16 protein-coding genes and 3 pseudogenes are annotated in these 24,181 nt (G+C 71.7%); 6 read left to right on the top strand and 13 right to left on the bottom strand.

The window, feature by feature from the left end; translation table 11 throughout:
* Window positions 1–95: 95 nt before the first annotated feature.
* The 7 genes and pseudogenes from ACFZCY_RS17285 to ACFZCY_RS17315 form a co-directional block, all read right to left on the bottom strand.
* On the bottom strand, window positions 96–776 hold the full coding sequence (locus tag ACFZCY_RS17285; RefSeq protein ID WP_391173871.1) for a response regulator: 681 nt from the start codon (window positions 774–776) through the stop codon (window positions 96–98).
* Window positions 773–1,990, bottom strand: coding sequence for a histidine kinase (locus ACFZCY_RS17290; protein ID WP_391173874.1), 1,218 nt, complete (start codon window positions 1,988–1,990; stop codon window positions 773–775). The genes ACFZCY_RS17285 and ACFZCY_RS17290 overlap by 4 nt, the downstream gene beginning before the upstream one ends.
* 117 nt (window positions 1,991–2,107) lie before the next feature.
* Window positions 2,108–4,324, bottom strand: coding sequence for an MMPL family transporter (locus ACFZCY_RS17295; protein WP_391173879.1), 2,217 nt, complete (start codon window positions 4,322–4,324; stop codon window positions 2,108–2,110).
* Window positions 4,325–4,536: 212 nt separating this feature from the next.
* Window positions 4,537–5,258: pseudogene (locus tag ACFZCY_RS17300) on the bottom strand (ABC transporter permease).
* A 71-nt stretch (window positions 5,259–5,329) separates the two neighbouring features.
* Window positions 5,330–5,735: pseudogene (locus ACFZCY_RS17305) on the bottom strand (ATP-binding cassette domain-containing protein); the annotation flags it as partial.
* Window positions 5,736–5,818: 83 nt separating this feature from the next.
* Window positions 5,819–6,139, bottom strand: a complete 321-nt coding sequence (locus tag ACFZCY_RS17310; protein WP_391173881.1) for a hypothetical protein — start codon at window positions 6,137–6,139, stop codon at window positions 5,819–5,821.
* Window position 6,140: 1 nt separating this feature from the next.
* Window positions 6,141–6,830 (bottom strand): polysaccharide deacetylase family protein, encoded by a 690-nt coding sequence (locus tag ACFZCY_RS17315; RefSeq protein ID WP_391173884.1) that lies wholly within the window; start codon window positions 6,828–6,830, stop codon window positions 6,141–6,143.
* 228 nt (window positions 6,831–7,058) lie between these two features.
* Between ACFZCY_RS17315 and ACFZCY_RS17320 the strand changes: the two genes are divergently transcribed.
* A complete protein-coding gene (locus tag ACFZCY_RS17320; protein ID WP_391173886.1) occupies window positions 7,059–7,922 on the top strand; it encodes a glutamate synthase-related protein in 864 nt (287 codons plus the stop codon).
* A gap of 28 nt (window positions 7,923–7,950) precedes the next feature.
* Here the strand turns inward: ACFZCY_RS17320 and ACFZCY_RS17325 are convergent, their stop codons facing one another.
* The 3 genes and pseudogenes from ACFZCY_RS17325 to ACFZCY_RS17335 all read right to left on the bottom strand — a co-directional run bounded on the left by ACFZCY_RS17325 (window position 7,951) and on the right by ACFZCY_RS17335 (window position 15,077).
* Window positions 7,951–8,937, bottom strand: coding sequence for a helix-turn-helix domain-containing protein (locus ACFZCY_RS17325; RefSeq protein WP_391173889.1), 987 nt, complete (start codon window positions 8,935–8,937; stop codon window positions 7,951–7,953).
* Between the two features lie 95 nt (window positions 8,938–9,032).
* Window positions 9,033–11,357: a SpoIIE family protein phosphatase gene (locus tag ACFZCY_RS17330; protein WP_391173892.1), complete on the bottom strand. Its 2,325-nt coding sequence runs from the start codon at window positions 11,355–11,357 to the stop codon at window positions 9,033–9,035.
* Window positions 11,354–15,077 (bottom strand): annotated as a pseudogene (locus ACFZCY_RS17335) (HAMP domain-containing protein). The gene ACFZCY_RS17330 and the pseudogene ACFZCY_RS17335 overlap by 4 nt, the downstream one beginning before the upstream one ends.
* Window positions 15,078–15,486: 409 nt before the next feature.
* Here ACFZCY_RS17335 and ACFZCY_RS17340 point away from each other — a divergent pair.
* On the top strand, window positions 15,487–16,731 hold the full coding sequence (locus ACFZCY_RS17340) for a SpoIIE family protein phosphatase (protein ID WP_391174403.1): 1,245 nt from the start codon (window positions 15,487–15,489) through the stop codon (window positions 16,729–16,731).
* 192 nt (window positions 16,732–16,923) lie between these two features.
* On the opposite strand, the gene ACFZCY_RS17345 is transcribed toward ACFZCY_RS17340, so the two are convergent.
* On the bottom strand, window positions 16,924–17,433 hold the full coding sequence (locus tag ACFZCY_RS17345; RefSeq protein ID WP_361472109.1) for a MarR family transcriptional regulator: 510 nt from the start codon (window positions 17,431–17,433) through the stop codon (window positions 16,924–16,926).
* 227 nt (window positions 17,434–17,660) lie between these two features.
* Here ACFZCY_RS17345 and ACFZCY_RS17350 point away from each other — a divergent pair, with 227 nt between their 5' ends.
* Window positions 17,661–18,590: an anti-sigma factor RsbA family regulatory protein gene (locus tag ACFZCY_RS17350; RefSeq protein ID WP_391173896.1), complete on the top strand. Its 930-nt coding sequence runs from the start codon at window positions 17,661–17,663 to the stop codon at window positions 18,588–18,590.
* A gap of 323 nt (window positions 18,591–18,913) precedes the next feature.
* The gene (locus tag ACFZCY_RS17355) at window positions 18,914–19,426 is read left to right on the top strand and encodes a methyltransferase domain-containing protein (RefSeq protein ID WP_391174406.1); all 513 of its coding nucleotides are present in this window, start codon (window positions 18,914–18,916) and stop codon (window positions 19,424–19,426) included.
* Between the two features lie 14 nt (window positions 19,427–19,440).
* On the opposite strand, the gene ACFZCY_RS17360 is transcribed toward ACFZCY_RS17355, so the two are convergent.
* Both ACFZCY_RS17360 and ACFZCY_RS17365 read right to left on the bottom strand, forming a co-directional pair.
* Window positions 19,441–20,574, bottom strand: coding sequence for an FAD-dependent monooxygenase (locus ACFZCY_RS17360; RefSeq protein WP_391173899.1), 1,134 nt, complete (start codon window positions 20,572–20,574; stop codon window positions 19,441–19,443).
* A gap of 115 nt (window positions 20,575–20,689) precedes the next feature.
* Complete coding sequence (locus tag ACFZCY_RS17365; RefSeq protein ID WP_391173902.1) at window positions 20,690–21,160, bottom strand: hypothetical protein; 471 nt, start codon at window positions 21,158–21,160, stop codon at window positions 20,690–20,692.
* 437 nt (window positions 21,161–21,597) lie between these two features.
* On the opposite strand from ACFZCY_RS17365, the gene alc reads away from it, so the two are divergent.
* Both alc and allB read left to right on the top strand, forming a co-directional pair.
* Window positions 21,598–22,713 carry an allantoicase gene (gene alc / locus ACFZCY_RS17370; RefSeq protein ID WP_391173905.1) on the top strand — a complete coding sequence of 372 codons (1,116 nt, stop codon included), beginning with the start codon at window positions 21,598–21,600 and terminating at the stop codon, window positions 22,711–22,713.
* A gap of 55 nt (window positions 22,714–22,768) precedes the next feature.
* Window positions 22,769–24,109: an allantoinase AllB gene (gene allB, locus ACFZCY_RS17375; RefSeq protein WP_391173909.1), complete on the top strand. Its 1,341-nt coding sequence runs from the start codon at window positions 22,769–22,771 to the stop codon at window positions 24,107–24,109.
* Window positions 24,110–24,181: the final 72 nt, after the last annotated feature.

Raw genomic sequence — 24,181 nt, forward strand, 5'->3', positions numbered from 1 at the left:
GACTCCTCAGGCGGGCGACAAGACTGTTCCCTACCGCGCGGGTGTCACCGGTATGTCGCTCATGGGGAACGTGCACCCCATTGCCGATGGGTCGTTCACGTCCGATGTGGGTGTGGTTTCACCAGGCCGCTCTGGTACGCGACGACGACGAGTTGCGCGCGGTCGCGGGCGTGCAGCTTGGTCATGGCGCGGTGGATGTGGCTCCGTACGGTCAGCGGGCTCAGCACGAGCTGGGCGGCGATGTCGGCGTTGGACTTGCCGTGTGCGGCCAGGGCGGTGACTTCGCGTTCGCGGTCGGTGAGGGCCTTCACGGCGTCGGGGAGGGCGAGGAAGCCGTCGGTGTCCGGGGTGGCCAGGAAGCGGGTGATGAGGGCCGCGGTGGCGGCGGGCGACAGCAGGGCTTCGCCCGCCGCGACCGTGCGGATGCCCGACAGGAGGACGTCGGGGCTGACGCCCTTGCCGAGGAAGCCGCTCGCGCCCGCGCGCAGGGCCTTGGCGACGTTCTCGTCGTTCTCGAAGGTGGTGAGGACGAGGATGTGGGTGTCCGCCAGTTCCGGCCGGGCGCAGATGGCGGCGGTGGCCGTCACTCCGTCGGCGTTCGGCATGCGGATGTCCATGATGACCACGTCGGGCCGGTGCGTCGCGGTGAGGTCGACGGCTTCGTGTCCGTCGGCCGCCTCCGCGATCACCGTCATGTCCTCGGCCGAGTCGATGAGGATGCGGAAGGTGGCGCGCAGCAGGGCCTGGTCGTCGGCGAGCAGGACGCGGATGGTCATGTGGCGGGGCTTTCGTCCGGGCTGGTGACGTGGCTGTCGATGTGGCTGTCGAGCGGAAGGGTGCAGGCGACCTGGAAGCCGCCCTGCGGGCGGTGGCCGGCGTGGAGGGTGCCGCCCGCCGACGTGGCGCGCTCGCGCATGGTGAGCAGGCCGAAGCCGCCGTGGGAGCCGGGCGCCGCCACGGGGTGGTCGGTGGCGGTGTCGTTGGTGATGGTCAGGGTCAGGTAGTGGCGCGCGTACCCGAGCCGGACCTGTGCGGTGCGGGTGGCGGCGTGCTTGGTGACGTTGGTGAGCGCTTCCTGGATGATCCGGTAGGCCGTCAGGTCGAGTACCGGGGGGAGCGGTTGCTGCCGCCCCTCGACGGTGACGGTGACCTCCAGGCCCGCCGCCGAGCAGGAGTCGACCAAGTCGGGCAGTTGGCGCAGTCCCGGCGCGGGGGCCAGGTCGTCCGCCGGGTCGGTGTCCTGCCGCAGCAGTCCCACGGTGGCCTTGAGTTCGCGCAGTGCCGCGGCCGTGGTGCCGGGCAGCTTGTCGATGATCTCGAAGGCCTTGTCGGGGTGGGTCCGCGCGAGGTGCTTCGCGGCACCGGCCTGGGCGTCGGCCAGGGTCATGTGATGGGCGACCACATCGTGCAGTTCGCGGGCGATGCGCATGCGTTCCTGGATCACCCGGTGCCGTGCCTCTTCCTCCCGTCGGCGGTCGGCGTGCTCGGCACGGGCCACGGCGTACTCGCGGCGTACCCGGATGTAGCTGCCGAAGGCCGCGGACAGCAGGATCCACGCCGCGGGATTGACGACGCCGATGATCAGGGAGTGGAGGAAGGAGGGGAGGAACACGCCGGTGAGGGCCACACATGTGGTGGCCGCCAGCGCACTGTTCCAGGTGGTGCGGCGCGGGGTGCGTACGGCGGTGAGGTACTGCGCGGTCAGGAGCGGGGCCATCAGCAAGGGCGTCATGAGATAGCCCAGCGCGCCCTGGGCCGTGGTGCACAGCGCGGTCGCGACCAGGACCTGCAGGGGCCTCCCCCGTTGCCAGTGCTGCGCGGCGCAGGCGACGGCGGCGATCGCGATGCCGCGCCAGACCGGCGGCGGCTCGGGCGTCACCGCCCGGGCGAGGACGACACCGGCGACGGTGACGGCGAACAGCAGGCCGAGTGACGCGGCCTCGACGGCCTTCGGACGGGCCGCCGCCCGGCGCCGCAAGCTCGTGCTCATCACGCTCCGAGAGAAATCCAGGGACGAACATGCTCACACACCGCGGGTCGCGGCGCCGTCGTTCTCGGCACCGCGACCGGCGATACGGGCCTCGGACACGGGCCTCGGGTACAGGCCTCAGATACGGGCCGTCTCCCGCGGCACGGGCTCGTCGCCCGCCGGTGCGGCTCCCGGTCCAGGTGACGCCGCGAGCCCCGCTCCCTCGACGTCGACGCGGGGCAGCAGCCGGTCGAGCCGGCGGGGCAGCCACCACGCCTTGTCGCCCAGCAGCGCCAGCACCGCGGGCACGAGCGCCATGCGGACGATGAAGGCGTCGAACAGCACCGCGACGGCGAGGCCGAAACCGATGGTCTTGATCATCGACTCGTCGGCGCCGACGAACCCGGAGAAGACCGCGATCATGATCACGGCCGCGGCGACGACCACCCGCGCGCTGTGCCGGAAGCCGGTGACGACCGCCTGGGGAGCGCGGTCCCCGTGGACGTACGCCTCCCGCATGCGGGCCACGAGGAACACCTCGTAGTCCATCGCCAGGCCGAAGACGATGCCCACCAGGAAGATCGGCATCAGGCTCATGATGGGACCGGCCTGCTCCACGCCGAGCAGTTCCGCGCCCCAGCCCCACTGGAAGACCGCCACGACCGCGCCGAGGGCGGCCAGCACCGACAGCAGGAACCCGAAGGCCGCCTTGACGGGCACGAGCACGGAACGGAAGACCACCAGCAGCAGGATCAGTGCCAGCACCACGATGACGGCCAGATAGGGCACGAGCGCGTCCTGGAGGGCCTGCGCGACGTCGATGTCCAGCGCGGTGCTGCCGGTGACCTCGAAGGTCGCCCCGGTGTCCCGTTCGAGATCCGCGCGCTCGGCGCGAATGCTCTGGACGAGGTCCTTGGTGCGCTCGTCGTTGGGGCCGGTGGCCGGGACGGCCGAGAAGAGCGCCGCGTCCCCGGCCGGGTTGAACCGCGCGGGCGAGACGGACACGATCCCGCGGGTCGCGCGGATCTCCTCGGCGATCGCGGTCACGGCCCCCTTGGGGTCGGGGGCACCCTTGACGTCCGCCACGATCGTCAGCGGTCCGTTGAAGCCCGCGCCGAAACCGTCCGCGAGGGCGTCGTAGGCGCGCCGTTCCGTCGACGAGACCGGCTTGGACTCCGCCCCCGGCATGCCCATCTCCAACTGGGCGGCGGGCAGCGCCAGGGCGCCCAGGCCCGCGACGCACACCACCAGGACGGCCACCGGGCGGCGCAGCACGAAACGCGCCCACCGGGAGCCGCCGTTGCCGGTCGGCTGGGCCGCCGGGCCGCCCTTGCGGGTACGGCGGGACAGTACGGCGTCGGGCCACATGCCGAGCAGGGCCGGGACCAGCGTCAGGGCGATCAGGACGGCGACGACCACGGCGCCCGCCGCGCACAGGCCCATCTTGGTCAGCATCGGCACGCCGACCACCGTCAGACCGGCCAGCGCGATGACAACCGTGAGACCGGCGAAGACCACGGCGGAACCGGCCGTGCCGACCGCGAGGCCGGTCGCCTCGCGCGGGGCGTGCCCGTTCGCGCGCTCCTCCCGGTAACGGGAGACCACGAACAGGGCGTAGTCGATGCCGACCGCGAGTCCGAGCATCGTGGCGAGCGTCCCGGTGGTCATGGAGAGACCGAAGACGCTGCCCAGGGCCATGATGGCGGCCATGCTGATCCCGATGCCGACGACGGCGGTGAGCAGGGGAAGACCGGCGGCGGCGAGGGATCCGAAGGTGATCAGCAGGACGACGGCGGCCAGCACGATGCCGATGGCCTCGGACGAGCCGCCCGCCGCGGGCTGTTCGGCGAGGGCGTTGCCTCCGACCTCGACCGTGAGGCCCGCGGCGCGAGCCGTGTCGACGGCCTTCTCCAGGGCGGCCTTGTCCGCGTCCGTGAGGTCGCGGGCCTTCGCCTGGTAGTTCACCGTGGCGTAGGCGGTGGAGCCGTCCTTGCTCACCGCACCCGCCGTGAACGGGTTCACGGCCCCGGCGACCTCGGGCGCGTCGGCGGCCTGCGTCACCAGTGCCTCGATGGCCGCGCGGTTGCCGGCCGCGGTCACCTTCTCCCCGTCGGGTGCGACGAACACGATCCGCGCGTTGGCACCGTTGGCGTCCGAGCCGGGAAAACGCTCTCCGATCAGGTCGAAGGCCTTCTGGGCCTCGATGCCGGGCAGGAAGGACGTGCCGTCGTCGGAGGCGGCCGGAGCCTTGGCGGCGCCGAGACCGACGGCGCCGAGGAGCACTGCCCACAACAACGTCACGAGCCAGCGCCGCCGGAAGGCGGTCCGGCCCAACCGATAGAGCAAGGTAGCCACGGGAAACGGATCTCCAGTCCTGGGTGGGGGTAGGAGACCAGCCTGGCCGGAGAGCCGTCCCGAGGCATCGTGCCGGTGCTGGCACTGCCGCCTGGTGCCGGCACACCAGACGGACGTGGCCCTGTCCTCCCGGAGGAGGAGTGCTCGCTACCGCTCGAGTATGAGACCCGCGCGACGCCGGGGCGCCTGCCGGGCCGGTGGTGCGCACCGGGTCAGCGCGCCGGCCGCCCCAGCAGCGAGGAAGCCGCCGCGATACCGGCCGCCGCGGCCAGCACCCGGACGGTGTAGTCGAGTGCGAGGTGGTCCGGAGTGCCCAGCAGCAGTCCGCGCAACGCGTTGACCTGGTAGCTCAGCGGATTGGCGGTGCTGACGGCCTGGAGCCAGCCGGGCATGAGGGCCACCGGATACAGCGCGTTGGAGCCGAAGAACAGCGGCATGGTGATGGCCTGGCCGATGCCCATCAGCCGGTCGCCGGTCAGCACGATCCCCGCGATGGTCATCGACAGGCAGGAGAAAAAGGCCGATCCCAGGACCACCGTGAGGGCCACCCCGAGGAGCCGCAGCGGATTCCAGGTCAGCGCCACCCCGAGCGCCACCGCGATGACGATCACCACGACCGCCTGGATCAGCGCCTTCACCCCCGCGGCGAACGGCCTTGCCTGATCTGGATCCCGTAGAAGATGGCGATGAACATCGCGGACTGGGCGATGATGCCGGGTGCGAGATAGTCGATGTACGGCGTGCCGCCGGTCGGTATGGCCTTGAGCCGGGTGAACGTCTCGCCGAAGATCAGCAGCCACAGGGCGGGCTGGACGGCCCGCGTGTACAGCTCGGTGCGGTCGTGCCGCAGCTTCTGCAGCTCGACCACGCACATCGCGCCGACCCGCGCGGGCAGTATCCGCCAGCCGGCGCGGGCGCGCGGCGCGGTCACCAGGGGGTCGGGCGGACCGTCCGGCGTGAGCGCGGCGGCCTCAGCCGACCCGTGACGCGGTGCGACGGCTCGGAGCGGAGCCGGCCGGGCGTTCCGAGGGCGTGGATCCGGCCTCGGTGCATCAGAGCGACACGGTCGCAGTACTGATCGGCCTCATCCATGTAGTGCGTGGTGACCAGCACGGTCATCCCGGTGGCGGCCCGTACCGCGTTGATGTGCTCCCACACGCTGGTCCGGGCGATCGGGTCCAGGCCGATGGTCGGTTCGTCCAGCATCAGCAGCCGGGGCGCTGACCAGCGCCTGGGCCAGTTCGAGGCGGCGGATCATGCCGCCGGAGTACGTCTTGGCGAGCCGGTCGGCCGCCGGGGTGAGATCGACCGCCTCCAGCACCCGCGCCACGCGCGCGGCCCGCTCCCGGCGGGTCACGTCGAAGACGCGGGCGAACAGCTCCACGTTCTCCCGGCCGGTGAGCCCGGCGTCATCGACCGCCTTGATCTCCCCGAACGCGTACCCCAGGCCGTCGCAGACGAACGCGGCCGGAGCGGTGCTTCCCTGGGTGTCGGTCATGGCCCTTCCACCTCCTCGTGCAGGTTCTCGGCCAGTCTGCGCAGCGCCGGAACGGCCGCGGCCAGGCTCGCCCGGTCGCTCTCGGACAGCCGCGCCACCTGCTCGCGGACCAGCGCACCGCGCCGTGCCTGCCACTCCCGCAGCCGGGCCACGGCGGCGGGGGTGGCCGTCAGCAGCGCGGACCGCCGGTCCTCGACCTCGCTCCACGTGGCCGGCAGGGGCAGGCCGATCACGTCCTCGTGAAAGCGCCGGGTGGCTTCCTGATCGTCGACCGTCCAGGCGTGGTGGTGGAGGCGAAGGGACAGCTTCTGGCGCATGTCACTCAACTCCCGCCGTGAGATGGGATACGGAAGACAGCGGTCGGCCTTGCCTGATGGGCACGCACGCGTCGGGAAAGCCGCTGACGATCTCGGCGCCCATCGCGGCCACCCCGTCCAGGAACGCCGGCAGGCGGTCCATGGCTCCGGTGGCGATGTCGTGAAGGACCACGACAGCCCAGTCGGTGCGGGCCACGCCCGCGAGTGCCCGGTCCACCCAGCCCGTGGGGTCTTCCCAGTCGCGCGGCAAGGTGTTCCACAGCACGCACGTGTAGCGGTGCCGCTGGAGGTACCGTACGGCCGCCGGGCTGAACACCCGCTCGTCGAGGACGCCGCCGCCGGCGTACGGCCGGAACAGCCGTTCGCCTCGTGTCGCGCTGGTTCCGGCCAACGCGTCGATATCGGGCTCGATGGCGGTGATCTCCGCGTCCACCGCCGCCTCGGGATCCTCGGCGGCGCCGAGCTGCAGGGTGTGGGTGGCGGTGTGATGCCCGATGCGGTGGCCCTCCGCCACCGCACGTGCCGCGAGAGCCCGGCCGCCCGCCTGTCGCAGCCGGGTGCCGACTACGAAGAACGTGGCGGTGGCCCGGTGATCCGCCAGCACATCCAGTACGTCCCCGGTGACGCCCGGGGTCGGCCCGTTGTCGAAAGTCAGCGTCACCCGCCTGCGATGGGCACCGATGTCGGACATGGGCGACCTCCTACGGCGTTGGTGCGGTCCTGACGACCGTAGGCCATGCGCAACGGCGGCCCCGGTGGCGCATATGTTCTGTCGGCATGCCGCTGTGGTTCAAGTGCGCGCTGGTACAGGCCTTTTAGCCTTCGAGAGGGAGGCACACGCCGCTTCCGGTCGTCCCCGGAGTGGCCCGGTGCCCCGGTCCCCCTGAGTCCCGCAGTCCGCCGTTCGATGGAGAACCACGTGCCCGACTTTCCCCTTCCGGGCCTGCGGGCGAAGACTCCGGTGGTCGTGGGGTCCGGGCGTCTGACGGGCCAGGAGCGCACCATCCGGAGGTTGCTGGCGCAGGGAGCGGGGGCCGTTGTCACGCAGACCATCCATCCCTGTCCTCCCGAAGCCCCGGACGAACGGATCCTGCGGCTGCCCGTCGGCATGCTGGGCAGCACAGCCTGCTCCAGACGCCCGGTCGACCACTGGCTGCGGATGCTGCGCTCCTTGGCCGACGAATCCCTGCCGGTCATCGCCTCCGTGCACGCCGACTCACCGGCGGAACTGGGCATGCTCGCGCGAGCGGTCGAGATCACCGGCTGCCCGGGGGTGGAACTCGGTGTCTCGTGCGTCGATGAGGAATCGGGATTGGAGGACGACAGCCCCCAACGCGTCTACGACTACACGTCCGAGACACGCTGCTGGGTCGAACTTCCTCTCTCCGTCAGGCTGGCCGTCGGTGAGGGCCTGGAGGACCGGGTACACGCCGCGATCGCCGGTGGCGCGGACGCCGTCACCATCTCCCCGCGGACCGGCGGCCCGGAGCCGGGCGAGACGTCCGGCCACGGCTGTGCGGGGCCCGGGGCCGTACCACCGGTTCTCGCGGCCGTCCGGCGGCTGCGCAAGCGCGGTTTCGCCCTGCCGATCGCGGCGCGCGGCGGCGTGACCTCCGGCCGCGACGTGGTGGACTACCTGCGGGCCGGAGCCGATGTGGTGCAGGTCGACACGGCGCCGCACACCGACGCGTACGGCGCTCTGCGGTCCCTCGTCACCGGGACCGAACGCCTCCTGACCGGCGCCGACACCGACACCGCCCGGTCCGCAGAAACCGCTCCCTGACCCCAGCTGACGAGATCACGTGCGGCCTTCACCTGCGCGGCGATCCCGCGTCGGCCGGAAGGACGGCCGTCGGCCGGGCGTATTCGGTGGGGGTCTGGCCGTAGCGCTTCTTGAAGGCCCGGTTGAAGTGGCTGCTGTCGGCGAAGTGCCAGTGCGCTGCGAGTTCGGAGATGCTGAGGCCGGACGGCGCGGTGAGAGCGAGGCGGGCCTCTTCCAGCCGCCGGTGGCGGATGTAGGCGGTCACCGACTCCCCCGTCGCGGCGAAGGCCCGCTGGAGGGTGCGTACGGAGACGTTCAGCTCACGCGCCAGCATCGTGGGAGAGAGCTCGGGGTCGGCGAGATGGCGGTCCGCGAAGTCCTTCGCGGCCTGGGCGAGCGCGGGAGTCAACAGGGGCTCCACATCGTCGAAGCGACGCATCGCCACTGCCTTGGCCAGCTCGATCAGCGTGCCGCGGACGGCCTGCACACCGGCCGGGCTCAAGTCGGCGACGGTGGAGTGGACCATGTTCGCGTGGGCCACCAGCAGCCGCACCTCGGCCCCATCCGCCGGCCCTTTGATGGTCCGGCCCCCGAGCAGCGGTTTGAGCGCCCCGGCGGGCAGGATGATGTTCTGCGCCACGGTGTGGGGCGCCGTCTCGAAATTCGCCAGCCGCCCTCCGTGCCGGAGCAGGAACTGCCCGCCGGATACGGTGTGCGTGCCGCTGTCGGGCGAGCCGTCGATGATCCATGCGCCGCGCCGCACCAGGAACATCTGCACCCAGTCCTCATCTCCGTTCGGGCCGGGCGCGGTTCGCAGGGGCAACGCAGTGTGGAAATCGGTGAGTACCACGTCGCGCAGCTTGACGACGCGGCCCTTGACCCGGAAGTCGTCCGTGGTGGCCGGGCTGAAGGTCGTCAGCGGCAGGCCATCACCGAGCCGTGCCTGCCACTCGCGCCTGAAGGCGTCGAATCCCCCGGGTGAGGCAACCGGGCGTGTGGAGTCCCAGCGGAAGCTCACGCGCGACGCGTCAGCCACCCCTCCACCACTGTCCATCGCCGGTCGGCCCACCTCGCGTTCATTGCCCCAGCTTCACTATAGGGCACGGTTGTTCGAACCGAGGGGTCATCGCCTCAGCTCACGTCGATGCCGATGAGACACGTGTCGTCGTCGGTGTCGGAGCGCGCGTGCGTCAGCAGGACGTCGAGGTGCTCACCGAGTTCCGGGGTGGCGGCGCCGACGGTGGCCAGGAGCTGTTCGAGCGCCTTCTCCACGGAGCGGTCCCGGCGCTCGATCAGCCCGTCGGTGTACATCAGCAGCCGGTCGCCGGGCACCAGGGCGAGCCGGCGCTCCTCGTACGTCGCCTCGGCGACCGCGCCCAGCAGCATGCCGCCGGGCAGCGGCAGGGCGGCGGCGGTGCCCTCGTGGATCAGGACCGGCGGCGGGTGGCCGGCCCGCGCCCAGTCCAGCACCCGGGTCGGCTGATCGTAGATGCCGCAGACCACGGTGGCCGTGACCTGTTCGGTGAGATGGTGGGCCACGGTGTTCAGCCAGCCCAGGAGCCGGGCCGGGCCCGCCCCCGTCGCGGCGAGACCGCGCAGCGCGTTGCGCAGGACCACCATGCTCGTCGCCGCCTCGATGCCGTGGCCGGCCACGTCGCCGACCGCCAGCAGCACCTTCTTCTGGGGCAGGACGACGACGTCGTACCAGTCGCCGCCCACCAGGTGTCCCTCCTCGGCCGGGCGGTAGCGCACCGCCACGTGCAGTCCCGCGATGTCGACCGGGGCGGGGGACGAGGGCATGATGGCCCGCTGCAACTGGAGGGCCAGCCGGTTGCGTTCCGCGGCCTCCTGCTCGGTGTCGGCGAGCCGGTCCCGCGTGGCCGCGAGCGCCACCTCCGTCCAGTGCTGGCTGGAGAAGTCCTGGTAGGCCCCGCGCACCGCGAGCAGGTGCCCGGCCGGATCGGTGACCGGCTCGGCGACGACGCGGATGTGGCGGACGGCTCCGTCGGCCCGCTGCATGCGGAACGCGGTCGAGGCGGCGTGGCGGTGGTGCAGAAGGGTGCGCAGGAAGCGGCCGATGGCCACGGAGTCATCGGGATGCGCATGGCGGTGCAGCCGCTCCACCGGCACGGGGGGCGCGGTGGGCGGGAGGTCGAAGAGCGAGAACAGATGCCTGTTCCACAGGATCTCGCCGCTGACGGCGTCCTCCTGGAAACCGCCGATCCGGCCCAGCCGCTGGACGTGTTCGAGCAGGGCGGCCAGCCGCGCCGCCTCGTCCTCCAGCCGCCAGCTCAGCAGCACCGCGTCCCCGTAGCGGCCGATGCCCACGGTGATGAGCCCGGTCCGGGGCACATCGTCGACCAGGACGCGCAGGGACATCCGTTCCGCGCGGAACGGCTCGCCCGTCGCGTGGACCCGCAGCACCTGCTCGTACAGGCCGCCCTCACGAGCGGTGCGGGGGTACGCCTCCAGCAGCCGCATGCCCGTGATCGTGGCGCGTGGGCGGCCCGCCGGGTCGGCGAAGCGCTGATTGGCATAGGCGATGACGAAGTCGGCCACCTGGTCGCGGTCATCGAGCACCGGCCGCAGGACCAGCACCGGATCGAGCAGGCCCTCGGCGAGATCCATGGCGGGGCCGACCGGGAGCGCCGGGTCCGCCACGGCGTCGATCGCCGTCTCCTCGGTGCCGGGCAGCGCGTGGGCGCACAGGTCGGCCAGCGCGTTCAGCTGGCGGTTGACCGTGCCGGACAGCGGGGGCCGCGGATGGGGCCAGCACACCTCCAGCACGCCGAGGACGCGGCCGTTGGTCTCGGCCGGGAGTACGGCACGGGCGCCGTCGCCACCCTGGGGCCTGCCGATGCCCGCCGCGTCGGCGGGCATCGACGGGAACCAGTGCGCCCGCTGTTCGGTCAGGGCGCGCTGAGCGGGCACCCCGAGGCCCGGCGGTACGTACCGCCACCGCTCGCCCTCGCCGCGCGGAAAGCCCGCGTGTCCGGCGAGGACCAGCGCGCCGCCGGAGGCCACGGCCCACAGGGCCACCGCGCTCACCCCGAAAGGGGCGAGCGCCTGCTCCAGCAGCGTGTCCACCACCGTCTGGGCGTCGCCGGTGAGCGATCCGGCCTCGGCCGCCCGCAGCCGCAGAACATCGGGAGCGTCGTGGCGTGCGCCGGCGGGCCCCCGCGGCGCGCCGGGCAGGGCCCGGGCGACCGTGTCCCCGGCCGCCCCGTTGACCACGTCGGCGGCAAGTTCCGGAAGCGGTAGCCCGGCGGCCCCGGCCAGCTCCTCCAGATGGCGGGCGGCCTCCGTCGGGCCGCCGTGGCCGCGTTCGACGAGGATTCCGGTGGCGATGCCGATCAGGGCCGCCGCGTCCGCCGCCTCCCGCGCGGCGGTCAGTTCGCCGCCCAGTCGCTCGATGGCTGCCGCCAGCGCGTCCAGGCTCGGTTCGCGCCCGCTCACCGGTTCAGCCAGCGGCGCACACACGCCACGAGCTCATCGGCGTCCAGCGGCTTGGTGATGTAATCGCTGGCTCCGGCGGCCAGTGTCTGCTCCCGGTCGCCCGCCATGGCCTTGGCGGTCACCGCGATGATCGGCAGATCGGCGTACTCGGGCATGCCCCTGATCGCCGCGGTGGCGGCGTAACCGTCCATCTCGGGCATCATGATGTCCATCAGCAGCAGCTCGACCGCCTCGTGCCGGGACAGCATCTCCAGCCCCTTGCGCCCGTTCTCGGCGTGCAGGACGCACATGCCGTACAGCTCCAGGATGCCGGTGAGCGCGTACACGTTACGGGTGTCGTCGTCCACGATCAGCACCACCCGCCCGGCCAGGTCGCTGTCCGCGCCCGTACCCGCGGCGGCCGGCCGCGTGGCGGCGCCGGGCTGCACCAGGGGCAGGACGTCGGCCGGCCGGCCGGCCGGCCGTCAGATGCAGGATGATGCGCTCGCGCAACTCGTCCAGGCTCGGCAGCAGCTCCCACCGCGCGCCCTGGAAACGGTCCGTCAGCCGCCGGTTCCCGTGCGGGTCCAGCCGCCGGGTGTGGTGGGCCAGGACCGGCACGTGCCGGGCGGCCGGGACGCGGTCCAGCTCGTCGAGGAAGCGCAGGGCCGCCTCGTCGGGCATGTCGAGGCCGAGGACGACGCAGTGGCACGGCTCGTCGGTGAGCGCCGCTGCGACCTCCCCCGGATCGGCCACGGTCCGCATCCGCACCGCGCCGGTGGCTGTGCCGCCGTCCGCGAGCTCGGCCACCGCGCTCTCGGCCAGGAGCGCCAGCAGCCCGTGCGGCTGCTCCTCGACCACCAGCAGATGGCGCTGCTCCACGGCACCGGCGGCCGACTGCGCCGCAGCGGGCTTCTGCTCGTCCTTGGCCCGCGGTTCCTGGTCGGGGCTGCCGACGGGCAGATAGAAGGAGAAGGTGCTGCCCTCGCCCAGGGTGCTGGCGGCCTGTACCGCACCGCCCAGCAGATGGGCGATCTCCCGGCTGATGGAAAGGCCGAGCCCGGTGCCGCCGTACTTGCGGCTCGTGGTGCCGTCCGCCTGCTGGAACGCCCCGAAGATGGCCTCGAGGTGCGGCTCGGCGATTCCTATGCCGGTGTCCACGACCCGGAACGCCAGGACGGGCCCCTGGCCTCGGGCCTCCTGGGGCAGATCGGATTCCGCGGCGGGCGCGATGCGCAGCTCCACGCAGCCGGACTCGGTGAACTTCACCGCGTTGGACAGCAGATTGCGCAGCACCTGGCGCATCCGGGAGTCGTCCGTGAAGAGTTCGTCGGGGACGGCGGGCGAGACGCTGATGCGGAAGTCGAGGCCCTTCTGCGCCGTCATCGGGCGGAAGGTGGCTTCCACGTAGTCGAGCAGCCGCTGCAGCGGCACCCGCTCGGGCTGGATGTCCATCTTGCCGGCCTCGACCTTGGACAGATCCAGGATGTCGTCGATGAGCTGCAGCAGATCGGAGCCCGCCGAGTGGATGACGCCCGCGTACTCGACCTGCTTGGGGGTGAGGTTCCGGGACGGGTTCTGCGCCAGGAGCTGGGCGAGGATCAGCAGGCTGTTGAGCGGGGTGCGCAGCTCATGGCTCATGTTGGCCAGGAACTCCGACTTGTACTTGGAGGCCAGCGTGAGCTGCCGGGCCCGTTCCTCCAGTTCCTGGCCGGCCTGTTCGATCTCCCGGGTCTTGGTCTCGATGTCGCGGTTCTGCGCGGCCAGCAGGGCGGCCTTCTCCTCCAGTTCGGCGTTGGAGTTCTGCAGTTCGTCCTGGCGTGCCTGCAGCTCCTGGGAGCGCGCCTGGAGTTCGGCGGTCAGCCGCTGGGACTCCTCCAGCAGCTCATCGGTCCTGGCGTTGGCCACGATGGTGTTGACGTTGACCCCGATGGTCTCCATGAGCTGGTCGAGGAAGTCCCGGTGGACCTGGGTGAACCGGCCGACCGAGGCCACCTCGATGACGCCGAGGACCTGCTCCTCGACCACGATGGGCAGGACGAGGAGGCTGGACGCCTCGGCCGCGCCGAGCCCCGAGGAGACGGTGACGTACCCGGGCGGAAGCTGCTCGACGGCGATGGTGCGGCGGCTGCGGGCCGCCTGCCCGACGAGCGACTCGCCGAGCCGGAACGCCACCGGCCGGTCCCCGGCGTCCGCGGCGTTCCCGGCCGGCAGTCCGTAGGAGCCGAGCAGCCGCAGTTCCACGCCCCGCGGGGTGTCGTGGGCGAGGTAGAAGCCGCCGTACTGGGCGCCGACCAGCGGGGTGAGCCGGTCCATGACCAGTTCGGCGACGACCGCCAGATCGCGCCGGCCCTGCATCAGCCCGGAGATGAGGGCGAGGTTGGTCTTGAGCCAGTCCTGCTCCTGGTTGGTGCGGGTGGTCTCGCGCAGGGACTCCACCATGGCGTTGATGTTGTCCTTGAGCTCGGCGACCTCGCCGGAGGCGTCCACCGTGATGGAGCGCGTCAGATCCCCCTCGGCCACGGCGCTGGTGACCTCGGCGATGGCCCGGACCTGGCGGGTCAGGTTCCCGGCCAGCTCGTTGACGTTCTCGGTGAGCCGCTTCCAGGTGCCGGACACGCCCTCGACCTCGGCCTGACCGCCGAGCCGCCCTTCGCTGCCCACCTCGCGGGCCACGCGCGTGACCTCGGCGGCGAACGAGGAGAGCTGGTCCACCATCGTGTTGATGGTGGTCTTCAACTCCAGGATCTCGCCCCGCGCGTCGACGTCGATCTTGCGCGTGAGATCGCCCTGGGCCACCGCCGTGGTGACCTGCGCGATGTTACGGACCTGATTGGTCAGGTTGTTCGCCATGGAGTTGACGTTGTCCGTCAAGTCCTTCCAGGTGCCCGCGACATGGGGCACTTGCGCCTGACCGCCGAGCATGCCCTCGGTGCCGACCTCGCGGGCCACCCGCGTCACCTCGTCCGCGAACGCCGAGAGGGTGGTCACCATGGTGTTGATCACCCCGGCGAGCGCGGCCACCTCGCCCTTGGCCTCGACGGTGATCTTCTGCGACAGATCGCCGCGGGCCACCGCCGTCGCCACCTGGGCGATGGACCGCACCTGGCTGGTGAGGTTGGACGCCATCACGTTGACGTTGTCGGTCAGGTCCTTCCAGGTGCCCGAGACACCCCGGACGGTGGCCTGACCGCCGAGGTTGCCCTCGGTGCCGACCTCGCGGGCCACCCGCGTCACCTCGTCCGCGAACGAGGACAGTTCGTCCACCATCGTGTTGATGGTGTTCTTCAACTCGTGGATCTCGCCCCGGGCCACGACCGTGATCTTCTGCGAGAGATCGCCCTTGGCCACCGCCGTGGCGACCTGGGCGATGTCGCGCACCTGCGTGGTCAGGTTGCCGGCCATGGCGTTGACGGAGTCGGTGAGGTCCTTCCAGGTGCCGTCCACCCCGGGCACCGCGGCCTGGCCGCCGAGACGGCCCTCGGTGCCCACCTCCCGGGCCACCCGGGTCACTTCGGAGGTGAACAGCGACAGCTGGTCGACCATGCCGTTGAAGACCGTGGCGATCTCCCCCAGGAGGCCGTCCCGGTCGGTCGGCAGATGCGTGCCGAAGTCGCCGTCCCTGACCGCCGTGAGGCCGACCAGCAACTGCCGTAACTCCGGCTCCGCGACCGTGCCGGCACCGCGGCCCGCGGCCGTACGCGCCCCCGTGCGCTGTCCCGCGCCGGAACTCACCGCCATGGTTCTCCGCCCCTCGAGTAGCGGTCCCGCCCACCGGATGCCCCCGAATGAAGGGCCGGTGAGCCTTCGGCCCGGGACTGATCAGGCGCTCCGAGCCGCCATACTGCCATAGTTGCCGCCCGGCAACTATTGACGGACGGACCTACCCACCCGAAGGCTGACACGTTCGAGCGCCACCGCGACAGAGATGAGCGAATGCCGGACAAATGCGGTATGGCGCGGGAGCCTCCCGGCACGTCCCACCCACAGCGGGCGATCAAGAGCGTGACGAAGGGGCACCCGCTCCGCGCGACCGGAACCCCGGAGATAATTGCCGTACGACAATTGTTGTCGCCATGGTGCATAGAATGCGCTCGCGGTGATCACACACATCGCCGCGCCCCCGGCGCGTTTCGAGAAGCAGGACGATGTGGACAAAATTTCTACGGTCGAGCGGGCGCTGCGCACAGCCCCGCCTCACGCTCTGCTCGATGTCGTCACGGCCGCCCTGGCCGAGCAGTGCGGCGCCGAACAGGTGGAGCTCCTCATGGCGGACTACGCCATGCGCTCGCTCCAGGCTGTGAACCCGGGGGTCTACGGCGCCGAGCCGGTGCCCATCCAGGGCAGCCCCCAGGGCCGCGCCTTCGGGTCGCAGGAGCCGTGCGTCATCCGGAACGGCGGGCACGGCCGGGAAGGCGGGCACGACGCGGTGACCGTGCACCTGCCGATGACCATCCGCGGCGACCGGATGGGGGTGCTGTCCGTACGGCTGCCCGCCGAACAGGACGCCCGGGCCCGGATGCACTACCTCCAGGCGGTCTGCGAGGCCCTGGGCCATGAGATCCTCGTCGCCGAGCGCGATACGGACCTCTATCTCCTGGCCCGGCGCACCACCCGGCTGACCCTGGCCGCCGAGATGCAGTGGCAGTTGCTGCCCGGCCGCTCCTGCGCGCGTCCCGAGTTCTCGCTCGGGGCGCATCTGGAGCCGGCGTACGCGATCTTCGGCGACAACTTCGACTGGTCCGCCTCGGCCGACCATCTGACGCTCACCATCACCAACGGCATGGGGGAGGGCATCGAGGCGTCGCTGCTGACCAGCCTCGCCGTGAGCGCGCTGCGCAACGCGCGGCGCGCCGGTCTGAGCCTGTGCGATCAGGCGAGCCTGGCCGACCAGGCGGTCTACGCCCAGTACCGGGGGGAGGCCCATGTGTCGGCACTGCTGCTGCGGTTCGGCTTCACGACCGGGGACGTGGAGGTCGTGGACGCGGGGTCGCCGCGGATGTGGCGCCAGCGGGAGCGCTCGGTGGAGTCCGTACGGTTCGACGCGCAGTTGCCGCTCGGGATGTTCGAGGACACCGTCTACGTCGCCGAGCACTTCACCGCCCAGCCCGGCGACCGCTTCCTGTTCGGAAGCGACGGGGTGTACGAGGCGCTGTCCCCGTCGGGCGAGAGCTACGGGGAGCGGGCGCTGGCCCGCGCGCTGGGCAACACCCAGCTGCTGCCACCGGCCCAGGTACCCCAGGCGGTGCTGCGCCAGCTCGCCGATTTCCGCTTCGGCACCCCGCTGGACGACGACGCCCTGGTGGTCTGCCTCGACTGGTACGGGCGGAGGGAACGGGGAGAATCCGGCGAAGGGGCACCTGAAGCGGAATCTCCGGAAATCGTTGCCATTTGACAACCATGCTCGGATGACAAGAATCTGGTGCCCGGATACACCATTTCACGGAGGTCGCGCCGGGGTACCCGCGGCGCTCCTCCGGCACCCTCGGCGACGACAGCCGAAGACGGACCGCGGCGACGACAGACGGGGGGACGGACCGTGGCGCATGGGTCGATCCGGCATGCGGGCCCGCGCCCGGCGAAGGGTTCAGGCGAACCGCACCGCGCCGTCCTCGGCGTCCCCCCGGCGGAGGATCGGCGCCGTCTCGTCCACGGCTTCCTGAAACCCCTTCAGCCCCTCCAGCAGCGCCTTGCGGGCGGTCGGGGTCATGGCGGCGATGGCGGTCAGCAGGGCCTCCTCCCGGCGGGCCCGCAGCTCCAGCAGATACGCCTTGCCGTGGCTGGTCAGCCGCAGTTCGAGCTCCCGGCGGCTGACCGGGCTGGGCGCGCGCTCCACGAATCCGAGCGCCTGCAGCCGGTCGCACAGACGGCTCACGGACGAGGGCGCCGAGCCCAGCAGCTCCCCGAGCGTGCGGAGGTTGATCCCCTCCTCGCGGTCCAGGCTGTACAGCACGCGCAGCTGTGACGCCGACACCGGGGACGAGGAGACGGCGTCCCGCCCCCGCTCCCACAGCACCTCGAGCAGCTCGATCACCTCGCACGCCATCCGAGCGGATTCGCGGGACCGGCGGTGAGAGGGTGCCGGATTCACGCCCATAACAGTGCACTCCGAATCAGCGTCTTCGGCCCCTTGGTGCCGACCTTGCGCCTTGCTCCCGCTGCAACCTTATCCCCGGTCCGCCACCCACCCCCCTCCCGGACGTGCACACGGTCGCACCGGGCACCCCTTGGGTAGAGTGGGGCGGTCCTCAGACCACTCCCCCACCCGCTCGCCGGGGCGGCCCGGGCCGGGTCCTGTCTTTCCGCGATCGGGGTGACGCCGTGGTGAGCACCGAAGCCGTCGCCGGCCCCTTCGTCCACCCGGCCCTGTTCTACCGGGACGACGAGGACTATCTGACCGGCACCCTGCCCTTCGTGCTCGACGGCCTGCGCGCCGCCGAGCCGGTGGCGGTGGCCGTCCCCGGCGCCAACCTCCGGCTCCTGCGGAGCGCGCTCGGGCGGGATGGCGCGCATGTGCGGTTCCTCGACATGACCGAGGCCGGGCGCAACCCCGGGCGGATCATCCCCGCGGTGCTGCGGGACTTCGCCGACCGGCACCCCGGCGGCCGGGTGCGGATCATCGGCGAACCCATCTGGGCCGGCCGCACCGCGGCCGAGTACGGTCCGTGCGTCCAGCACGAGGCGCTGATCAACCTGGCCTTCCGCGGCCGCGCGGTCACCATCCTGTGTCCGTACCACAGCCGACGGCTGGACGCCGACGCGCTCGCCGACGCCTGGCTGACCCACCCGGTGATCATCGAGGACGGCCGGGAGCGCCCGAGCCACGCCTACGACCCCGAGCGCGCCACCGCGGCGCACAACGAGCCGCTGCCCCCGCCCGCCGGCATCCCCGCCTTCTCCTTCGATGCCGAACGTCTGCCCCTCGCCCGCGAGTTCGCGGTCGCGGCCGGTGAGCGGCTCGGCCTCGCCGGGCAGCGCCTGGGCGATATGGCCCTGGCGGTGTCCGAGTTGACCACCAACAGCGTGCTGCACGGCGCCGGCCGCGGCACGGTGCGGGTCTGGGAGTGGGCCGGGCAGGTGCTGTGCCAGGTCGAGGACGGCGGCCGCCTCAGCGATCCGCTCGCCGGCCGGCGGCCGGCCGCGCCCGGTCAGATCGGCGGCCGGGGCCTGCTGCTGGTGCATCGGGTCACCGACCTGGTCCGGGTGCACACCGGTCCGGACGGCACCACCATCCGGTTCCACCTCGGCCGGTAGTCCCGGTCCGGCGACGAGGCGCACCGCTCATCGGCCCCGTACGCCGCAGGGCACCGGCTCGGCCGCCACCCGGGCCCTCCCGCCCCCGCAACGCCCGGCGGCAGAGCGCCGGAGTGGGCGCGGCGGCTACCACGAAGACCACGGCGAGAACGGTCCAGCCGCCGGCCAGCGCTCCGGTGACGAGGGTGGTGATCATTGCCGGTCCCACGGTGGCCACCGCTCCTTCGGTGCTCGCCGCCAGTCCCCGGTACTCGCCCTCGGCGTCGCGGCGCATCAGACGCAGCGACAGGCCCCAGCGGGAGGCGACGTAGTGCCACAGCGAGCTGACGAGCACGGTCACCGGCACCAGCCATACCGGCGCGGCGGTCCGGTACCGCAGCCACAGGGCGCTCTCGCCCCGGCTCGGGCCCGAGGGCCGGGGCGTGGGCCTGGACGCCGAGCCCCGCATGATCGAGATGGCCCGCCGCACCGTCGGCGAACGGCACCTGCGCAACGTCTCGCTCATGGCCGCGGACGCGGCGGACACCGGCCTGCCCCGCTCCTCCTTCGACCTCGTCCACACCAGGCTGTTCCTGATGAACGTCCCTCACACCGACGACGTGCTCGACGAAATGGTCAACGGCATGGACGTCATGCCCGGCCGCCAACTGCCCGGCATGCTGCGCCGACGCGGGTGGCTGAACGTGCGGGTGCGTGCTTCGACCACCGCCTCATCACGGACGCCGAACTCGACGACCACATCGAAGCGCTGTCCCGCCACCTCGCCGACCCCGGCACGCTGGTCGTGCACGCCACCCTGTTCCAGGCCTGGGGCACACGCCCGGCCAACGCCCTGACACCGTGGCTCCGCTCATCGGCCCTGTTCGTGCCCGTTGAACGCGGTGATCAGGCCGTGGGGTGCGTCGTCGCCGAACATGAGCTCGTGGAGCTCCACGCCTTCGGCGGCGGCTGCGGCACCGCGGGGGAACATGGCCTGCTCGTACTCGGTGAGCGCGGTCTCGATGTCGCCGGGGTGCGCGGCGAGGGCCTTGCCGAGTTCGGCGCCGTCGTACATGGCCAGGTTGGCGCCTTCGCCGTTGGGGGCCGACAGGTGGGCGGCGTCGCCGAGCAGGGTCACCCCCGGCACCCGGTCCCAACTGTGCCCGACCGGCAGCGCGTTGAGGGGCCGCAGGACCGGCGCGGTGTCGCTGTCGGTGATCAGCGCGGTGAGCTCCGGCGCCCAGCCGTCGAACTCCTCCGCGATCCGCGCGGTGGCCGCGGCGGCGTCGGTGAAGTCGATGGCGGCGAACCAGTCCTGCGGCTCGGTGAGCGCCACGTAGGTGTGCAGCGTGCCGCCGCTCTCGCGGTGCGCCTGGATCCCCTTGCCCGGCGCGAGCGCGAGCAGCGACCCGCCGCCGACCGCTTTCGCGGCGGCAGGATGCCGGGAGTCGCCGTCGAACAGGTAGGTCTCGACGAACGACCGGCCGATGTACTCGGGGGCGGCGTCGGAGAGCAGCGGGCGGACCCGTGACCACGCGCCGTCCGCGCCGACCAGCAGGCTCGTGGCGGCGGTGGTGCCGTCGGCGAAGGTCACCTCGTGGCGGCCCTCGCCGAGCGTCTGGACGCCGCTGACCTTGTGGCCCCACCGGACGGTGCCGGCCGGGAGCGCGTCGAGCAGGATCCGCCGCAGCTCGCCGCGTTGGACCTCGGGGCGCCCGCCCGTGCCGTCGTCGGGCTGTTCGAACAGGGCGGTCCCGTTCCGGTCGAGGATCCGCATCGCCTGGCGGCCTTCCAGGATGAGGCCGCGGAACTCGTCCATCAGATCCGCCGCCTCGAGGGCCGGTTGGCCGTTGTAGTCGTGGATGTCGAGCATGCCGCCCTGCGCGCGGGCGGTCGGCGACGGCTCCGCCTCGTAGACCGTGGCCGGGATGCCGTGGACGTGCAGGACGCGGGCGAGCGTCAGCCCGCCGAGTCCGGCGCCGATGATCGTGACGTCAGGGGTCATGGTGATTCCTTGCGTGTCGTACGCCCACCGGGTGGGCACCCGGCGGGATCTCCGCAAAGCTCCCAGGCCCCGCCGACGAGCCGCCGACATCGGACCGACAGACCCCCGACACCCCCTAAACGGCGACCTGGCGGTACTGGAGCGCCGCCGCCTTCAGCAGGCTCACCACGGCGGCGACGTTCCGGCCGATCGTCGAGTTGATCCGCTCCAGCTCCCGCTTCTCCGGGGCCTCGCCGGAGGCCCGGCCCTCGGCCAGGATGGCGACGCGTGACAGCCCGGCGGCGGCGAATCCGCACACCCCCGCTTCTCCGGCCACGGTGGCGGAGTCGCTGCGGGGCAGCGTGACGCGGTTGACGTCCGCCTCGGCGATCAGCATGAAGGCATCGAGGGAGAAGCCCGTCAGCTCGCCGGGCGACCGCTCCCCGATCCGGCCCGCCGCGGTGTCCTTCACGCCGCGGCCGGTCTGCGCGTCGGCGTCGGCGGCGCTGGGCGGCGCCACGAGGGTGGGGTCCAGGGGCAGGCCGCCGAAGGTGACATGGGTGAAGATCTGCTGCGCCTGGACCGGGTTGGTGCCGCGGGTGATCACGATCGTGCCATGCGCCCTGAGACCCGCGAGCGTCGTGACATGGTCCTGCCTCCTGTCCTCCAGCTCCTGGGCGGTGGTCCATGTTCTGCCGGCACCACGCGCGGGCCGTCGCGGCCCTCGCGGCATAGTCCGTCGCCTGCGCGACGAAGTCGGCGTAGACCTGCTGGACGTCCTGCAGCTCGAAAGCCGCATTCTATCCAATAGCGGTCATCACACCTCATTAGCTCACCAAAGCTGACATGAACGACAGGCGTCGAGTGTTCACGCCGTCTTCGCCATCCGTGGGACGACATGGCCACCAAGGGGTTGACGCCGACACGGCATCGGGGTTGTCATTCCATATGACAGAAATAACTATCCGCATTGCGGAAGTTCTGTCTATTCCGGACCGCATCCACACCACTCACCCCACCGGCACCGTCGAAAGGTCACCATCCATGACGCAGGCCACTCATTTCTCCGGAGACGCACAGCCGTACGGTGGCGGCGACCCCTACGCCGACTACCGCAGCGCCGAGGTCCCGTTCGGCCATCTGGTCGACCTGGCCGACCGTCGGCTGGGGGGCAGTGTCATCGCCGCGAACGATGAGTTCTTCGCCGAGCGGGAGAACCTGCTGATCCCGGGCCCGGCTGTGTTCGACCCCGAGCACTTCGGCCACAAGGGCAAGATCATGGATGGCTGGGAGACCCGGCGTCGCCGTGGCACCGACGGTGACGCACCCCATCCGACGGATGACGATCACGACTGGGCGCTGGTGCGGCTGGGGGCGCCAGGGGTCGTCCACGGGCTGATCGTGGACACCGCGCACTTCCGGGGCAACTATCCGCAGGCGGTCAGCGTGCAGGCGACCTCGGCGCCACGGTCCGCCTCGCCCGCCGAGCTGCTGGCGGACGACACGGAGTGGACGGAGATCGTGCCGCGCACCCCGGTGGGTGGTCACGCGGCCAATGCCTTCGCGGTCGACGTGGAGCGGCGCTTCACCCACCTGCGCATCGCCCAGCACCCCGATGGCGGGATCGCACGTCTGCGGGTGTACGGGGAGGTCACCGCGGATCCGGAGTGGCTGGCCGCGTTGGGCACGTTCGACGTGGTGGCGCTGGAGAACGGCGGTGCGGTCGAGGACGCGTCGGACCGGTTCTACTCGCCGCCGACCAACACGATCCTGCCCGGCCGGTCGCGCAAGATGGACGACGGCTGGGAGACGCGACGCCGACGTGACCGCGGCAACGACTGGGTGCGCTACCGGCTCACCGCACAGGCGGTGATCCGGGCCGTCGAGATCGACACCGGCTATCTCAAGGGCAACTCGGCGGGCTGGGCCGCACTCTACGGACAGAACCAGGAGACGGGCTCGGACGAGTGGTTCGAGATCCTGCCGCGCACCCGGCTCCAGCCGGACACGGTGCACCGCTTCCTCGTGGACGAGCCGACGGCGACACACGTACGGATCGACGTCTTCCCCGACGGTGGCATCTCCCGTCTGCGGCTGCACGGCTCGCTGACCGACACCGGCGCCAAGAACCTCGCCGAGCGCACCGCCGAACTGTCCTGACCCCCGCGGTCACCGCCGGCGAATCCGCCACGACAGCAGAAACGGCAGGAATGAGATGACCGAACTGGATCTGGTGTTCCGCGCGCCCCGGGTGATCACAGCCGCCGGAGAGGTGTCCCGGTGCGTGGGCGTCGCCGACGGCAGGATCGTCGCCATCGAACCGCTGGACGCGGCCCTGGAAGGGGAGCGTGCCGTCGAGCTCGGAAGCGACGTGGTGCTGCTGCCGGGCCTGGTGGACACCCACGTGCACGTCAACGAGCCGGGCCGCACCGAGTGGGAGGGATTCGCCAGCGCGACCCGCTCCGCGGCCGCCGGCGGGATCACCACCATCATCGACATGCCGCTCAACAGCATCCCGCCGACGGTCGACGTCGACGCGCTGCAGGTCAAGCGCAAGGCCGCGGAAGGCAGCGCATGGGTCGACGTCGGCTTCTGGGGCGGTGCGGTGCCCGGCAACCTCGACGGGCTGCGCGCACTGCACGACGCGGGGGTGTTCGGCTTCAAGTGTTTCCTGCTCCATTCCGGCGTGGACGAATTCCCACCGCTGGCGCCGGAGCAGCTGGAGGGGGCGCTGCGTCAGCTCGCCTCCTTCGGCGCCATGATGATCGTGCACGCCGAGGACGCCCACGCCATCGACCGGGCAGCCACTCCGCACGGGGAGAGCTACGGCGATTTCCTGCGGTCACGGCCGCGCGGCGCGGAGAACCTCGCCATCGCGCAAGTGATCGAACTGGCCCGATGGACCGGTTGCCGCGTGCACATCCTCCATCTGTCGAGCTCCGACGCACTGCCGATGATCAGCTCGGCGCGCCGCGAAGGCGTGCAGCTCAGCGTGGAAACGTGTCCCCACTACCTCTCCTTCACCGCGGAGGAGATCCCCGACGGGGCGACGCAGTTCAAATGCTGTCCCCCCATACGGGAAGCCGGCAACCGCGAGCTGCTGTGGCGGGGGCTCGGCGACGGGGTGATCGACCAGGTGGTTTCCGACCACTCCCCCTGCACGGAGGAGCTGAAGCGCCTCGACATCGGTGACTTCGGCATCGCGTGGGGCGGTATCGCCTCGCTGCAGCTGGGCCTGCCCGCGGTGTGGACCGAGGCCCGTCGCCGCGGGCATGCCCTGACCGACGTCGTGCGCTGGATGGCGGAGAACCCCGCCAGGCAGGCCGGGCTGATCCACAAGGGACAGATCGCGCTGGGCAGCGCGGCGGACTTCTGCGTCTTCGCCCCGGACGAGGCGTTCGTCGTGGACGTCGCCAACCTCCACCACAAGAACCCCGTGTCCGCCTACGTCGGCCGCCCGCTGGCCGGGACGGTGCGCAGCACCTGGCTGAACGGCGAGCCGGTGGACATAGAGGAGCCGCCGCGCGGACGGCTGCTGAGGCGAGGAATGGCCTGACCGACGGCCTGATCCACGGCCTGATCAAGGCATGGAAACTCTTCCGACTTACGGAAACCGCGATGATGGGCG

The organism is Streptomyces sp. NPDC007983 (assembly GCF_042958345.1).
GTDB lineage: Bacteria > Actinomycetota > Actinomycetes > Streptomycetales > Streptomycetaceae > Streptomyces.

Excerpts from the sequence above, each read along its gene's own strand:
- ACFZCY_RS17315 (WP_391173884.1), bottom strand. The coding sequence starts at position 6,830 with ATGTCCGACATCGGTGCCCATCGCAGGCGGGTGACGCTGACTTTCGAC.
- ACFZCY_RS17290 (WP_391173874.1), bottom strand. The coding sequence starts at position 1,990 with ATGAGCACGAGCTTGCGGCGCCGGGCGGCGGCCCGTCCGAAGGCCGTC.
- ACFZCY_RS17285 (WP_391173871.1), bottom strand. The coding sequence starts at position 776 with ATGACCATCCGCGTCCTGCTCGCCGACGACCAGGCCCTGCTGCGCGCC.
- ACFZCY_RS17310 (WP_391173881.1), bottom strand. The coding sequence starts at position 6,139 with ATGCGCCAGAAGCTGTCCCTTCGCCTCCACCACCACGCCTGGACGGTC.
- ACFZCY_RS17360 (WP_391173899.1), bottom strand. The coding sequence starts at position 20,574 with ATGACCCCTGACGTCACGATCATCGGCGCCGGACTCGGCGGGCTGACG.
- ACFZCY_RS17345 (WP_361472109.1), bottom strand. The coding sequence starts at position 17,433 with ATGGGCGTGAATCCGGCACCCTCTCACCGCCGGTCCCGCGAATCCGCT.
- allB (WP_391173909.1), top strand. The coding sequence starts at position 22,769 with ATGACCGAACTGGATCTGGTGTTCCGCGCGCCCCGGGTGATCACAGCC.
- alc (WP_391173905.1), top strand. The coding sequence starts at position 21,598 with ATGACGCAGGCCACTCATTTCTCCGGAGACGCACAGCCGTACGGTGGC.